The organism is Pseudomonas marginalis (assembly GCF_008692035.1).
Lineage (GTDB): Bacteria > Pseudomonadota > Gammaproteobacteria > Pseudomonadales > Pseudomonadaceae > Aquipseudomonas > Aquipseudomonas marginalis.
Genome location: NZ_VTFG01000001.1, coordinates 1,868,779 through 1,883,044, shown reverse-complemented (window position 1 = coordinate 1,883,044; position 14,266 = coordinate 1,868,779). Strand labels below are relative to the sequence as shown.

Here is a 14,266-nt window from a genome sequence, read left to right as displayed (position 1 = left end):
TGTGGGAGGGGGCTTGCCCCCGATGGCGGCCTCTGGGCCGACCATGTGCTGGGGTTGGAATGAGTACATATCCGTTGCTGCGGTAACGGCTACTTAGGGTTCCGCTCTTACAGCGGGTCACTTTTGGAAGAGCGCCAAAAGTAACCAAAAACGCTTCGCCCCACCACTCGGCACCTCGCCTAGGCTCGGTGTGCCCGTAATCCGACAGTGATGTGGGGGGCCGCCGCCACGCGCCATCCATGGCGCGGGGCGGCTAAACCGGCATCCCTGCCGGTTTACCCCCCAAATCACTATCGAATTCCGGCCAGCGTGGTTAACGGGGCGCCTGAGATCAAGATCAAAAGCAAGATCAAGATCAAGGGCGGCTCGCTTCGCATCGTGGTTAGCGTTGGCTGCTACACAGTTGTGTAGATACCCATGCTCATCGGGGGCAAGCCCCCTTCCACAGGGATCAGTTGCCGGTGGCACTGCCCTGGCTGCTGTCATCGCTCATGTCATAGCCATCACCGTCGCTGGTGCCGCTGTCGCCTTCGTTTTGATGCAGCACACCGCCGGTCTTCACCGTCGATTCACGCAGCGTCGAGTTGAGCGCCGAGCGCGGCAGCGGGTTGCTGGTGGTGGTCGACAGTTCCTGGCGGAACGGGTTGACCAGCTTGGCGTTCAGGCGAATATCCTGGGACGACGCGCCCACCGACAGGTTGAAGCTGTCGGCATCCACCACCCATTGCTTGCTCGCTACGTCGTAGTAGGCCAGCGAGCGATCGTTGAGCTCGATGGTCACGCGCTTGCTCTCGCCCGGCTTGAGGAACACCTTCTTGTAGCCCTTGAGTTCCTTGATCGCGCGTTCGACTTTCGGGTTGTTCTGGCCCACGTACAACTCGGCCACTTCGGCACCCGCGACCTTGCCGGTGTTGGCCAGGTCGAACGACACCTTGATCGGCGCCCCGGCCACCGCCACCCCAGGGGTCACGCTGATGTTGCTGTAGCCGAAGGTGGTGTACGACAAGCCGTAGCCGAACGGGTAGAGCGGCTTGATGCCCTTTTTCTCGTAGCCGCGATAGCCCAGGAACAGGTCGTCCTTGTAGCTCATCTCGGCCAGGGTTTCCTGGTTGTCGAACTTGGGGAAGGTCGCGTAGATCGGGTTGTCTTCAATGTTGCGCTCGATGCTGATCGGCAGCTTGGCCGACGGGTTGACCTTGCCCAGCAGGATCTCCGCCAAGGCCTGGCCGCCGTTCTGCCCAGGGTAGAACGCATGCAGCGCAGCCGGTACCTGATCGATCCAGTCGCTCATCTTCAGGCCGGTACCGCCGTGCAGGGTGACCACGGTATTCGGGTTGACCTTGGCGATGCTCTGGATCAGCAGGTTCTGGTATTCGGGCAGGTCGAAGCTGTGGTCGAAGCCTTCGCCTTCGTACTCATTGCTGTTACCGGCCGCGACCAGTACCGCGTCGTACTTGGCCAGGTCCTGCGGCGCTACCAGCGACGCCCAGCTCATCTGCACCCCGACGAGGCCGCCCATGGTCGACAGGTAGCCGTTGCGGCGTGAGTATTCCAGCTTGATGTCGACCGGTTTGCCGGCTTCCAGGTTGACCTTGGCAAACACCGGGATGGTCGGCGGAATGCTGTTGTTCGGCAGCGGTTTGCCGTCGCCGTTGTCGAGGACTTTCTTGCCGTTGACGTAGAGGCGCACGGCGCCGTCGGCACGCACCTTGAACACCTGCTCGCCGCTGACCGTCGGGGTGATCTGGCCGCTGTAGCGAATCGAGGTGGCGGCGGTATCGCCGTTCACCGGCAGGCTGTCGGTGGACCAGTCCAGGTCGACATGGGGGTCGGTGCGGCTGGCGGCCGGGTCGCCGGACCAATTGGTGTTGCTGAAGAACTCGGTCTTCAGGCCTTTGACGCTGTTGCCATTGCCGTCGGCATGGGTCCAGGTCGAGGTGGCCGGGTCCAGGGACAGCCCGTCGATAAACTCGACCTTGGCGCCTGGCACCAGTTGCTGCAAGCCGCTCAGCTCACTGATGTAGTTGGCGGCCATGACGTTGGCGCTGCCAAAACCGGTAGGCGGCGCGTACTTGGCCAGGGTGCCGACCACGGCGATGCGCTTGACTTTCCTGGCGTCCAGCGGCAGCAGGCTGTTCTGGTTTTTCAGCAGCACGATGCCTTCGCGGGCGGCGTTCAGGGCCACGCGGTTGCTGGTGGCGCTGTTCATGTTGTGGCTGGTCAGCGGCGCCTTGCTGTCGAACTTGTACAGGTAGATCTGCTTGAGGATGCGGCGCACCTTGTCATCGATGGTCGCACTGCTCAGCTCGCCGCTGTCCAGGTACGGCTTGAGGATGGTGCTGTTCATCTGGTAGCCCATCATGTCCAGGTCGGTACCCGCCTGTGCCGCCGGCAAACCGTCGACCACCGCGTTGTAGTCGCTCTGCACGAAGCCCGGGTAGCCCCATTCGGTCTTGAGGATGTCACGCATCAGGTGCTTGTTCTGGCACGCGAACTCGCCGTTCACCTTCTGGAAGGCGCACATCATCATCGCGACTTTGCTGTTCTTCGAGGCGGACTCGAACGGCGGCAGGGTCATCTCGCGCAGCACGCGTTCGCTGATGATTTCATTGAGGTGGAAGCGGTTGCTTTCCTGGTCATTGGCGGCGAAATGCTTGGCGTTGGCCCACACGCCACGGGACTGAATGCCGTTGATCACGGCCGGCGCCAGGCTGGCGCCGAGGAACGGGTCTTCACCGGACAGGTACTCGAACGCCCGGCCGCTGTACGGCATGCGGTACAGGTTCACCCCAGGGCCGGTGACGAACTGATAGCCGCCGCTGGCGGTGTCATAGCCCAGGGCACGGCCCAGGTCGATGGCGCGCCGTGGGTTCCAGCTGGCGGCCAGGTTCGGCCCCGACGGGTAGACCACGCCCTGGGCGTTGCCTTCGCTGGTGTAGCGCACGCCCACACCGCCATCGGCGCCGTGGATCTGCGGGATACCGTACTGGGTCAGTGGCTTGACGTCCCAGCCACCGGTGCCGCCGATGTAGGCGAGTTTTTCTTCCAGGGTCATCTTCGCCAGGGTCTTGTCCGCGGCTTTTTCCGCGCGGCTGACCCGGCCTTCATCCAGGGCCGGGCTGGTGGCTGCATGCACCTGGGACACGGCCAATGCCAGCAGGGCGAAAGCCGACTGTGCACCGATCATTTTGCGTTTATTCATGGGTCTCTCCGACAACAGTTCAGTAAACAGGGCGCGCCGAGAAGTGCGTGTTGCACTGCACCTCGTCACTTTTTTCTGGGCAAAAGTTGCCCGTGATCGCAATTTTTAACCGATGGCTAATTGCAACTATTTGGCGAATTTCGCAGTTTTATAAGTGTAATAATTGTATTAGTTATTGTTGTGGGTAGTGTCTAAGCGATATCACGGGATGGCATTTTGAACCGCGAAAACCGCATAATTAAGGCAATTCTTGCGGTTATAAGTCAAACGAAAGCTAATTTTTGCGTGAAATAAGAAATATTTTCTTACCTTTCGGAACTAAGGCTAAACCTACCAGTCGATTGGTTTAAGAAAATTTATCGAGCCGTGGCTAACTAGTGGCATCGCTCGGTAGTTCTAAAGTGCCATGTTTACACAAGCTGTCATACACAACGCTTTGGTGTAGGGTCTTGATCGAGTTCAAGGCGCCACTTGGGCTATCTGCTGTTTTTGATCTGGAGAAAGTTGATGAAGATTTCCCTGTTGGGTGCCGGTGTTGTATTGGGCGTTGCGCTAAGTGGCGCGGCGATGGCGGCGGAGTCTACGGACGCCGATGCGAAATCCGGCGCCGCCGATTCCACGGTGCTGACCCAGGCCCACGATGCCAAGGCCGTCAAAAAACAGAAGGCTGAAACCACCAAGGGTGGGCGACCGCTGAGCAGCAGCCAGGCCGCGCCGAAGACCTCGAACTAACGGGGAAATGCGGTCCCCTGTGAGAGGGAGCTTGCCCCCTCCCACAAGGGTTTCCCATCGCCCTTTAGAACATCGCCCCTCAGATTTTTACCCATGCCCAGCTCCTCAACACCTCTCAATGCCTGCCAACTGCACATCCCGCACACCGAACAGGTCTGCGCGTGGCTGATGCAACATGCCGGCTTGAAAACCGTTGACCTGGAGCGCGCCCGACGCTTGTCCCAGGAGGGCGGTGACACCGAATTACTGGGCCTGCTCACGCGCCTGGGGCTGGTTTCCGAAGTGGAACTGGCCCGTGCCTGGGCCGACCTGCTCGGCGCACCGCTGCTGCTGGCCGATGCGGCGCCGCCGCTGCTGGACCCGCTACCGGTGTTGACCGAGCGTTTCATGCGCCACTACCAGGTGGTGCCCGTGGGCTGGAGCCAGGGCGGCCTGCGGGTGCTGGCGGCCAACCCGTCGCTGGTGTATCCGTTCCAGGCCATGGCCTATGCCTGTGGCGTGCCGGTGTGGCTGGCCGTGGGCCCGCGTAACGAAGTCGAAACCCTGATCGAGCGTTACTACGGCCAGGGCCGTTCGGCCATGGGCACCCTGATCGAAAACCTCGACGAGCAGGGCGGTGCCCTGGAAGACATCGAACACCTCAAGGACATGGCCTCCGAAGCGCCGGTGATTCGCCTGGTCAACCTGATCCTGCAGCGCGCGGTGGAACATCGCGCCTCGGACATTCATATCGAACCCTTCGAAAACCAGCTCAAGGTGCGCTACCGCATCGATGGCGTGCTGCATGAAGCCGAGGCGCCGCCGTCCAGCTCTTCGGCAGCGGTGATTTCGCGGGTTAAGATCATGGCGCGCCTGGACATCGCCGAGCGGCGCCTGCCCCAGGACGGGCGCATCATGCTGCGCATCCAGGGCAAGGAGCTGGACTTGCGGGTGTCCACGGTGCCCACCAGTTTTGGCGAATCGGTGGTCATGCGTTTGCTCGACCGCCAGACCGTGCAGTTCGATTTCCAGAGCCTGGGCTTCGATGGCCAGCGCCTGGAAACCTTCCTCGAAGTGCTCGAACGGCCCCACGGCATCCTGCTCGTCACCGGGCCCACCGGCTCGGGCAAGACCACCACCCTGTACACCGCGCTGTCGCGGCTCAATACCGCCGAGCGTAAGATCATCACCGTCGAAGACCCGGTGGAATACCAGCTTGAGGGCATCAACCAGATCCAGGTGAAACCGGCCATCGGCCTCGACTTCGCCGGCGCGCTGCGCTCCATCGTGCGCCAGGACCCGGACGTGATCATGATCGGTGAAATCCGCGACCTGGAAACCTGCCGCATCGCCATCCAGTCGTCCCTCACCGGCCACCTGGTGCTCTCGACCCTGCACACCAACAGCGCGGCGGCGAGTATCACGCGCTTGCTGGACATGGGTGTCGAAAGCTACCTGATTGCCTCGACCGTCAACGGCATCCTCGCCCAGCGCCTGGTGCGGCGCCTGGACCCGGCCACCCGCGAAGCCTTCGAAGCACCGGCGGAGTTGATCGCCGAACACGGCCTCGACCGGTTTACCGAGCAGCGTCCGATCATGCTTTATCGCCCCCGCGCCGATGCGCCGGGCGGTGGCTACCACGGCCGCAGTGCGATCACTGAACTGCTGGTGATGAACGACGAACTGCGCAGCCTGTTGATGCGCCAGGCCGACGCCGCCACCCTCGAACAGGCCGCCCGCCGTGGCGGCCTGCGGACCTTGCATGAAGAAGGCCTGCGCCAGGCCGTGGCCGGTGTCACCTCACTTGAGGAGGTGCTGCGCGTCACCCGGGGAGAGGGCGCATGAGCCTGTTCAAATACCGCGCCCTCGACAGCCAGGGCCAGGCGCAAAACGGCACCCTCGAAGCCAAGGACCAGGACGCTGCAGTCGCCGCGCTGCACAAGCGCGGTTTGCTGCTGTTGCAGATCGAGGTGGCGGGCGCCCAGGGCCTGCGCAAGGCCTTTGGCCGGGGTCAGTTGAATGGCGCGGCGCTGGTCAGTTTCACTCAACAATTGGCCACGCTATTGGGCGCCGGCCAGCCGCTGGAACGCTCCCTGGGCATCCTGCTCAAGCAGCCCGGCCAGCCCCAGACCCGCGCGCTGATCGAGCGCATCCGCGAACAGGTCAAGGCCGGCCAGCCGTTATCCAAGGCGCTGGAGGCGGAGGGCAGCCAGTTTTCGCCGCTGTACCTGAGCATGGTCCGCGCCGGCGAGGCGGGCGGCGCCCTCGAAGACACCCTGCGCCAGCTCAGCGACTACCTGGAGCGCAGCCAACTGCTCAGGGGCGAAGTGATCAACGCGCTGATCTACCCGGCCTTTCTGGTGGTCGGCGTGCTCGGTTCGCTGGCGTTGCTGCTGGCCTATGTGGTGCCGCAGTTCGTGCCGATCTTCAAGGACCTGGGCGTGCCGATTCCACTGATTACCGAGGTGATCCTGGGCCTCGGCCAATTCCTCGGGGCCTACGGCCTGGCGGTGCTGGCCGGGTTGATTGTCGGCGCCTGGGCCCTGGCCGCGCGGCTGCGCGATCCCCAGCGCCGCGAACGTTATGACCGCCGCGTGCTGGGCATCCGCATCATCGGCCCGTTGCTGCAACGGGTCGAAGCCGCCCGCCTGGCCCGCACCCTCGGCACCTTGCTGAGCAATGGTGTGGCGCTGCTGCAAGCGCTGGTGATTGCCCGCCAGGTCTGCACCAACCGCGCCCTGCAAGCCCAGGTCGCCCAGGCCGCCGAGTCGGTCAAGGGCGGCGGCACCCTGGCCAGCGCCTTCGGCAGCGAGCCGTTGCTGCCGGATCTGGCGTTGCAAATGATTGAAGTCGGCGAACAGGCCGGCGAACTCGACAGCATGCTGCTCAAGGTCGCCGAGGTGTTCGACGTCGAGGCCAAACGCGGCATCGACCGCCTGCTCGCCGCGCTGGTGCCGTCCCTGACCGTGGTCATGGCGGTGCTGGTGGCGGTGATCATGCTGGCGATCATGCTGCCGCTGATGAGCCTGACCAGCAATATATGAACCCTTAAGGAAACACGCTGATGCGCCATACCCGATTCAAGCCCGCCCGCCGCCAGGGCGGTTTTACCTTGCTGGAAATGCTCGCGGTGATCGTGCTGCTGGGCATTGTCGCGACCATCGTGGTACGCCAGGTCGGCGGCAACGTGGACAAGGGCAAGTACGGCGCGGGCAAGGCCCAGCTGGCCAGCCTGAGCATGAAGATCGAAAGCTACGGCCTGGACGTCGGCTCGCCGCCCAAGAGCCTGCAGCAACTGGTCGACAAGCCGGGCAACAGCGCCGGTTGGGCCGGGCCGTATGCCAAGCCGTCGGACCTCAAGGACCCGTTCGGCCATGCCTTCGGCTATCGCTTCCCCGGTGAGCACGGTGCGTTCGACCTGATTTTCTACGGTCAGGACGGCCAGCCCGGCGGCGAAGGCTACAGCGCCGACCTGGGCAACTGGGAATAACCCACGACCATGGCCAACGCCCAACGCGGCTTTACCTTGCTGGAAATGCTGGTGGTGATCGTCTTGATCAGCATCGCGGCCGGCTTGGTAGGGTTTGGCCTGCAACAAGGCCTGCGCGCGGCCAAAGAGCGCCAGGCCGTCGGGCAGGTGGTCGAGGCGTTGCGCAGCACGCGGGCGCGGGCGATTGTCAGTGGCACTACCGAAAGCACGGTGTTCGATTTGCGCAACCTCAGCGTGCAGGCGCCGGGCCGTCCGAAAAAGTATTGGCCGGCCGGGCTGCAAGTGACCCTGCACACCGCCGAGCAAGCCGGCGCGGCGGTGGATTTCTACCCCGATGGCAGCTCCACCGGCGGCCACGTGTTGCTGGCCAACGGCAGTCGGCGTTGGCGCATCGACATCGGCTGGCTGACCGGCAGCGTCGAATCCAAGGCCCTGCCATGAAGCGCCAGGCGGGTTTCACCCTGCTGGAAATGCTCGCCGCGCTGACGCTGATGGCGATCTGTAGCACGGTGCTGCTGGTTGCCTTCGGCCAGAGCGCGCGCTCGTTGTTGCAGGTGGCCCACAGCGACCGCTTGACCCATGCCGCCTTGAGTGTGATGGATCAGGAAGGCATGGGCCCTTTGGCCAGCGGTACACGGCAGGGCGAGTTGGACGGCATCGCCTGGCAACTGCGTATCGCCCAGCAGCCCAGCCGGATCGGCCAGGCCCATCTGTTTCGCCTGGACCTCACCGTCAGCGAAGGCCCGCGCCAGGCCCGTTTCAGCACCTTGAAACTGCGCGCTGCCGGCGTCGGTGCCGGCTTGTGAAGGCGCGTCAGCAGGGCTTTACCTTGCTTGAGATCATGATCGTACTGAGCCTGCTCGGGGTGTTGCTGACCCTGGTCGGCGGTGCGTTGCTGGGCGCCAATCGCGCCGTGCTCAAGGCCCAGCGCTACACGGTCAGCCTGGATGAAATGCGTGCCGCGCAGCAGTTTTTGCGTACCGCCATCAGCGAGGCGTTGCCGCTGGACGTGACCGAGGACGACAGCCAGACCGATGGCTTTTTCGCCGGTGGGCCCCAGCGCATGCAGTTTGTCGCGACCTTGCCGGGTGTGCTCGGCGGCGGGATTCAGCGCTTCACCTTGCAGTTGGTGGGCCCTGAATCGCAGCGCGATTTGCAGGTGGCGTTCGCGCGGTTTGAGTCCCCCGCGCAAGTCAGCGTCCCGGCCTCGCGCAGTGAGCCGCAGGTGTTGTTGAAGGATATCGAGGACCTGCAATTCAGCTATCGCGGGGTGTCGCCCAAGGGCCAGGCCACCGGCTGGATCAGTGAGTGGCCGTGGACCAAACGCCTGCCTTATGCAGTGCGGATTGACGCACGGGTGAACGGGCCGGTGCCGTGGGTGACCCAGGTGGTTGCCTTGCGCCTGAACCTGTCCGGCGGGGCACCCGAATGATCCGCCATCAACGCGGTGTGGCCCTGCTGCTGGTGCTGTGGGTGCTGGCCTTGCTCAGCCTGTTGCTCGGCGGTTTGGCCGGCTGGGTGCAACTGGAAACCCGCCAGGCCGCCTGGCACCGCCAGCACACCCAGGCGGTGCTGGCGGCCGAGGCCGGGGTGGCGCTTGCGATGCAGGCCGTGGCGGACCCGTTGCAGCGCAAGCAGTGGATTGCCGACGGGCGTGAAATTCCGCTGGTGTTCGACGATGCGCAGCTGCGCGTCAGCCTGCACAGCGAGCGCGGCAAGTTGTATTTGAACAGCGCCGAGGTGGGTGATTTTGCCCGCCTGGCCCTGGCCTGCGGTGCGACCCAGGCCCAGGCCAACCACCTCGCCAGAGCCCTGGAGGTACGGCGTAACCAGGGCCTGGCGCCGTTTCGGGTGGTGGAAGAGGTGCGCCAACTGCCGGGCATGACCCAGGCGTTGTACAGCGAACTGGTGCCCGAGATCAGCCTGTGGAGCGGCCTGGACCGGCCCGATCCGGCATTCGCCAGTGCCTTGATGCGCCGCGCACTGAACCTGCCACATCAGAATGCGGTGGGTGCCGATCCCGGCGACGTGCTGGTGGTCAGCAGCCGCGCCCAACGTCCCGGCGGTTACCACGCCCAGGTGCAGGCCACCGTGTTATTGAGCCCCGCGCAAGGCAGCGCACAACCTTATCGAGTCTTACGTTGGCAAGAATGAACGAACAGTTAACCGCACGGCTTCAGGCGCTGGCGCAGCCCATCACCCAGCGCTGGCGCGGCAGCCTGCTGCAACTGGGCTGGCGCCTGTGGCTCAAGGAGCTGCGTGGCTGCCTGCCGGCATGGTTGTCGTTTGCCGAGATCCCCGAGCATGTCTACGCCTGGCCGCTGACCGACGCGGTGGAAAAGCTGCCTGGCGAAGCGCGTCAGGTGCTGGTGCTGCCGCCTGAAACGGTGTTGGTGCAAACCCTGCAACTGCCCCCGGCGGCAGCGCGCAACCTGTCGACGGTGGTGGGCTATGAACTGGACCGCTTCACGCCGTTCGACGCCGCCCAGTTGTACTTTGTCGCGCGCCAGGAACGCCGCACCCCCACGCACCTGCACGTCACGCTGGTAGCGATCCTGCGTGAGCGCCTCGATCAGATCCTCAATGACTGCGCGGTCCTCGGCTTGCAGCCCCATGCCGTGGATGTCGCAGAGAGCGCAGGCAAACCCATGGGCATCGACTTGCTGCCGGCGCCGTTGCGTCCCCGTCAGCGTCCCCAGGGCAAGGGCCTGCAACGCAGCCTGCCGTGGTTGTGCGGCGCGTTGCTGATCGCGGCGATGCTGCTGTGGCTCAACGACCGCCAGCGCGTGCTCGATGCCATGCAACACAGCGTGCGCGAGCAGAAAGCCCAGGTCGCCGAGATCCAGGCCCTGCGCCAGCAATTGCTCAATACCCGTGGCGCCGCCCAGTACCTGATTCGCCGCAAGGCCGCCCAACCGCCGTTGGCGGCGCTGCTCAGCGAGCTGACCGCGTGCCTGCCCTCGGACACCTGGCTCGACCAGTTGGAAGTCAACGACGGCGCCGACGTGTCCTTCTCCGGGCAGAGCGCCAAGGCCAGTGCCTTGATCACTCGGATCAAGGGCTGCCGCAGCCTGGAAAACGCCCAGTTCGAAGGGGTGATCCAACCCGATGCGCAAACCGGCAAGGATCAATTTTCCTTGCGCGCCCACCTGCACCAGGAGGCCGCCGATGCGCCGACCACTGACACCCCGTGAGCGCCGTGGCGCGGCCCTGATCGCCCTGGCCCTGGTGCTCGGCGCCGGTTACTGGCTGTTGATCGACAGCTGGTTCGCCGGCCCCTTGCGCAGCATGGGCGAGCAGGCCGAGCAGCTGCGTGAACAGCAGCAACGCTACGCCGGCGTGTTGCGCCAGGGCGACAGCCTGCGCCAACAGTTGGAACAGGCGCGGCAGGACCCGGCCAGCAGCACCAGCCTGTTGCCCGGCGACGACCCAAGCGCGGTGGCGGCGGACCTGATGCAGCGCATCGCCGACCTGATCAACAGCCGCGCCGGCCTCGGTGGCGGTTGCAGCCTGACCCAGCGCATGCCCATCACCCCGGAGCAGGACGACGCCGAGCCCTATCGTCAGGTCAAGGTCAGCCTGACCCTTAACTGCGCCATCGAGCCCTTGACTGCGATCCTGCATGAGTTGGAGTACCAGCGGCCGTTTCTGTTTGTCGATGAGATGAGCATTCGCCGCCCACCGAACGCACCGGCCAGTGGCGGCGCCGGGCAACTGGTGGTGCACCTGTTGGTGCGCGGTTACCTGCAACCGGCCGCCGCCCGGCAGGTGCAACGATGATCCATGCATTGCGTCCCCTGGAATGGCTGTTGCTCGGCGTGGCCGGGCTGTTGGGCCTGCTGATGGTCGGCATCCTCAGCAGCATCGGCGATGCGCCGCAATGGTTGCCGGCGCCAGAGCCCGATGCGCGCGCCAACACCGCCGCCAAGGTGCTGGTGGCGCCGAGCGCGACCCTTGAAAGCCTGGCCGGCACCTGGCAGGCGCCGCTGTTCAGCCCCGACCGCAGCCCCGACCGTGCCGTGGGCCAGGCCGGTGTTTCCAGCCTGTCGAGCCTGGTGCTGACCGGGATCGTTCTCGACGGCGACCTGCGCGTGGCGCTGCTCAAGCGCGCCGATGGCCCGCCGCTCAAAGTCCAGCAGGGCCAGACCCTGCCCAACGGCTGGCGCCTGGAACAGCTGACGCCCCGCGATGCCCGTTTTGTCCTCGACGGCCGTACGCAAACCCTGAGCCTGCGGGCCCTGCGCTTGCCGCCGCCGTCCACCACACCCCCGATTACCCTTCCTCACGAGTCCACCCCTTGATCGATACCTTCCCTGGCGCCTTGCGCACCACCGTGTTGTGCCTGGCCACCGCCGTTTCCCTCGGTGGCTGCGGCACCTTCCCCGAGCATCTCGACCCGGACGAGGCCCTGCTGCATGAGGCGATGCAGGGCACCGGTTCGCAACGCCCACCCGTGGACCCGGCCAGCGAACAGGCGCCGGTCGACAGCGGCCAACCCCAGGCGAAGACACCGCCCCAGCGCCAGTTGATACGCGGCAACCAGCAGTTCGTGCGCCAACCGGCAGCAGTCTCGGCCGCCAAGGAGGAGGGCAGCGGCGACATCGTGTTCAACTTCGCCGACCAGCCGATCGAAGCGGTGATCAACAGCGTGATGGGCGACCTGCTGCACGAGAACTACAGCATCGCCCAGGGCGTGAAGGGCAATGTCAGCTTTTCCACGTCCAAGCCGGTGAACAAGCAGCAGGCCTTGTCGATCCTGGAGACCCTGTTGTCGTGGACCGACAACGCCATGATCAAACAGGGCAACCGCTATGTGATCCTGCCGGCCAACCAGGCGGTGGCGGGCAAGCTGGTGCCGGAGATGCGCGTGTCGCAGCCCTCCAGCGGTTTGTCGGCACGCCTGTTTCCGTTGCGTTATATCTCGGCCACCGAGATGCAGAAACTGCTCAAGCCGTTCGCCCGCGAGAATGCGTTCCTGCTGGTGGACCCGGCGCGCAATGTGTTGAGCCTGGCCGGCACCCCCGAGGAACTGGCCAATTACCAGGACACCATCGACACCTTCGACGTGGACTGGCTCAAGGGCATGTCGGTGGGCGTGTTCGGCCTGCAACGGGCGTCGGTGGCCGAGCTGATGCCCGAGTTGCAAAAAATGTTCGGCCCCGACAGCGGCATGCCCCTGGCCGGCATGGTGCGCTTCTTGCCCATCGAGCGGACCAACTCGGTGGTGGCGATCTCGTCGCAGCCGCAGTACCTCAGTGAAGTCGGCGACTGGATCCACACCATCGACGAAGGCGGCGGCAACGAGCCGCAGATGTACGTCTACGACGTGCGCAACATGAAGGCCACCGACCTGGCCAAGTACCTGCGCCAGATCTACGGCACGGGCGCGATCAAGGACGATACCCCGGCCAAGGTCGCCCCCGGTTTGCGCACCGCGACCTTGTCCTCGCCGGGCACCAACAGCACCTCCGGCAGCACGCCCGGTGGCCTGAGCAACAACCTCAATGGCAACCCACCCGCCGCCGAGGATGAGGAGCAGGAGCCCGAGGCCGAGCAGGACACCGCCGAGCAGGGCGCGAGCGAAGACGCCCCGGCCAAAAGCCTTGACGCCGGCACCCGCATCACCGCGCAAAAAAGCAGTAACCAACTGCTGGTCCGCACCCGCCCGGTGCAGTGGAAAGAGATCGAATCGGCGATCAAACGCCTCGACAACCCACCGCTGCAAGTGCAGATCGAAACGCGCATCCTCGAGGTCAAGCTCACCGGTGAACTGGACCTGGGCGTGCAGTGGTACCTCGGCCGCCTGGCCGGTAATTCCACCAGCACCACCGTGGCCAACACCGCCGGCAGCCAGGGCGCGTTGGGCGGCGGCGGGGCAGGGTTGGGCGCGACGGATTCGTTGTTCTACTCCTTCGTCAGCTCCAACCTGCAAGTGGCCCTGCACGCCCTCGAAACCAACGGCCGCACCCAGGTGCTGTCGGCGCCGTCGCTGGTGGTGATGAACAACCAACCGGCGCAGATCCAGGTGGGCGACAACATCCCGATCAGCCAGACCACGGTCAACACCGGCACCTCCGACACCACCTTGAGCAGTGTTGAATACGTGCAGACCGGGGTGATCCTCGACGTCGTGCCGCGGATCAATCCGGGTGGTTTGGTGTACATGGACATCCAGCAGCAGGTCAGCGATGCCCAGGACCAGCAGGCGTCCAGCAACGACACCCAGGCCAACCCACGTATCTCCACGCGCTCGGTATCGACCCAGGTCGCGGTGCAGAGCGGGCAGACGGTGTTGCTGGGCGGGTTGATCAAGCAGGACAACGCGGAGAGTGTCAGTGCGGTGCCTTACCTTGGGAAAATTCCGGGGTTGCGCTGGTTGTTTGGCAATACCAGCAAGTCCAAGGACCGCACGGAATTGATTGTGCTGATTACCCCGAGGGTGATTACCAGCAGCAGCCAGGCGCGGCAGGTGACGGATGACTATCGCCAGCAGATGCAGTTGTTGAAGCCGGCTAACTGAAATGTGGGAGGGGCGGTGCGACGATTCGACTTGCCCCCGATGGCGGCCTCTGGGCCGACCATTTTTTTGGATTGGACCGGGTACATATCCGTTGCTGCGGTAACGGCCGCTATGGGTTCCGCCCTTACGGCGGCTCACTTTTGAACAGCGCAAAAGTAAGCAAAACGCTTCGCCCCACCACTCGGCACCTCGCCTAGGCTCGGTGTGCCCGTAATCCGACAGTGATGTGGGGGGCCGCCGCCACGCGCCATCCATGGCGCGGGGCGGCTAAACCGGCATCCCTGCCGGTTTACCCCCCAAATCACTATCGAATTCCGGCCAGCGTGGTTTAACGGGGCGCCTG

At 64.5% G+C, this 14,266-nt stretch carries 13 protein-coding genes; 12 read left to right on the top strand and 1 reads right to left on the bottom strand.

Annotated features, from left to right (window positions below; all coding sequences use genetic code 11):
* Positions 1-451: 451 nt before the first annotated feature.
* Positions 452-3,202, bottom strand: a complete 2,751-nt coding sequence (locus FX984_RS08415; RefSeq protein WP_027607411.1) for a beta-glucosidase — start codon at positions 3,200-3,202, stop codon at positions 452-454.
* Between the two features lie 507 nt (positions 3,203-3,709).
* Here FX984_RS08415 and FX984_RS08410 point away from each other — a divergent pair.
* The 12 genes from FX984_RS08410 to gspD all read left to right on the top strand — a co-directional run bounded on the left by FX984_RS08410 (position 3,710) and on the right by gspD (position 13,923).
* Positions 3,710-3,934 carry a hypothetical protein gene (locus FX984_RS08410; RefSeq protein WP_027607412.1) on the top strand — a complete coding sequence of 75 codons (225 nt, stop codon included), beginning with the start codon at positions 3,710-3,712 and terminating at the stop codon, positions 3,932-3,934.
* Positions 3,935-4,027: 93 nt separating this feature from the next.
* Entirely contained in the window at positions 4,028-5,758 is a 1,731-nt protein-coding gene (gene gspE / locus FX984_RS08405) for a type II secretion system ATPase GspE (protein ID WP_146476530.1), read from the top strand.
* Positions 5,755-6,957, top strand: coding sequence for a type II secretion system inner membrane protein GspF (gene gspF, locus FX984_RS08400; RefSeq protein ID WP_027607414.1), 1,203 nt, complete (start codon positions 5,755-5,757; stop codon positions 6,955-6,957). The genes gspE and gspF overlap by 4 nt, the downstream gene beginning before the upstream one ends.
* Before the next feature lie 20 nt (positions 6,958-6,977).
* Entirely contained in the window at positions 6,978-7,403 is a 426-nt protein-coding gene (gspG, locus tag FX984_RS08395; protein ID WP_027607415.1) for a type II secretion system major pseudopilin GspG, read from the top strand.
* 9 nt (positions 7,404-7,412) lie between these two features.
* Positions 7,413-7,844: a type II secretion system protein gene (locus FX984_RS08390; RefSeq protein ID WP_027607416.1), complete on the top strand. Its 432-nt coding sequence runs from the start codon at positions 7,413-7,415 to the stop codon at positions 7,842-7,844.
* Positions 7,841-8,209 (top strand): type II secretion system protein, encoded by a 369-nt coding sequence (locus FX984_RS08385; protein ID WP_092354855.1) that lies wholly within the window; start codon positions 7,841-7,843, stop codon positions 8,207-8,209. Before FX984_RS08390 ends, FX984_RS08385 begins: the two co-directional genes overlap by 4 nt.
* Positions 8,206-8,835, top strand: a complete 630-nt coding sequence (locus tag FX984_RS08380) for a type II secretion system protein GspJ (RefSeq protein ID WP_092354852.1) — start codon at positions 8,206-8,208, stop codon at positions 8,833-8,835. The genes FX984_RS08385 and FX984_RS08380 overlap by 4 nt, the downstream gene beginning before the upstream one ends.
* A complete protein-coding gene (locus tag FX984_RS08375) occupies positions 8,832-9,557 on the top strand; it encodes a hypothetical protein (protein ID WP_043293746.1) in 726 nt (241 codons plus the stop codon). Before FX984_RS08380 ends, FX984_RS08375 begins: the two co-directional genes overlap by 4 nt.
* Positions 9,554-10,597 carry a type II secretion system protein GspL gene (locus tag FX984_RS08370; protein ID WP_146476529.1) on the top strand — a complete coding sequence of 348 codons (1,044 nt, stop codon included), beginning with the start codon at positions 9,554-9,556 and terminating at the stop codon, positions 10,595-10,597. Before FX984_RS08375 ends, FX984_RS08370 begins: the two co-directional genes overlap by 4 nt.
* The gene (gspM, locus tag FX984_RS08365; RefSeq protein WP_024076406.1) at positions 10,572-11,183 is read left to right on the top strand and encodes a type II secretion system protein GspM; all 612 of its coding nucleotides are present in this window, start codon (positions 10,572-10,574) and stop codon (positions 11,181-11,183) included. Before FX984_RS08370 ends, gspM begins: the two co-directional genes overlap by 26 nt.
* Positions 11,180-11,704 (top strand): general secretion pathway protein GspN, encoded by a 525-nt coding sequence (locus FX984_RS08360; protein WP_092354849.1) that lies wholly within the window; start codon positions 11,180-11,182, stop codon positions 11,702-11,704. The genes gspM and FX984_RS08360 overlap by 4 nt, the downstream gene beginning before the upstream one ends.
* Positions 11,701-13,923, top strand: a complete 2,223-nt coding sequence (gspD, locus tag FX984_RS08355; RefSeq protein WP_027607422.1) for a type II secretion system secretin GspD — start codon at positions 11,701-11,703, stop codon at positions 13,921-13,923. Before FX984_RS08360 ends, gspD begins: the two co-directional genes overlap by 4 nt.
* The last annotated feature ends 343 nt before the right edge of the window (positions 13,924-14,266 follow it).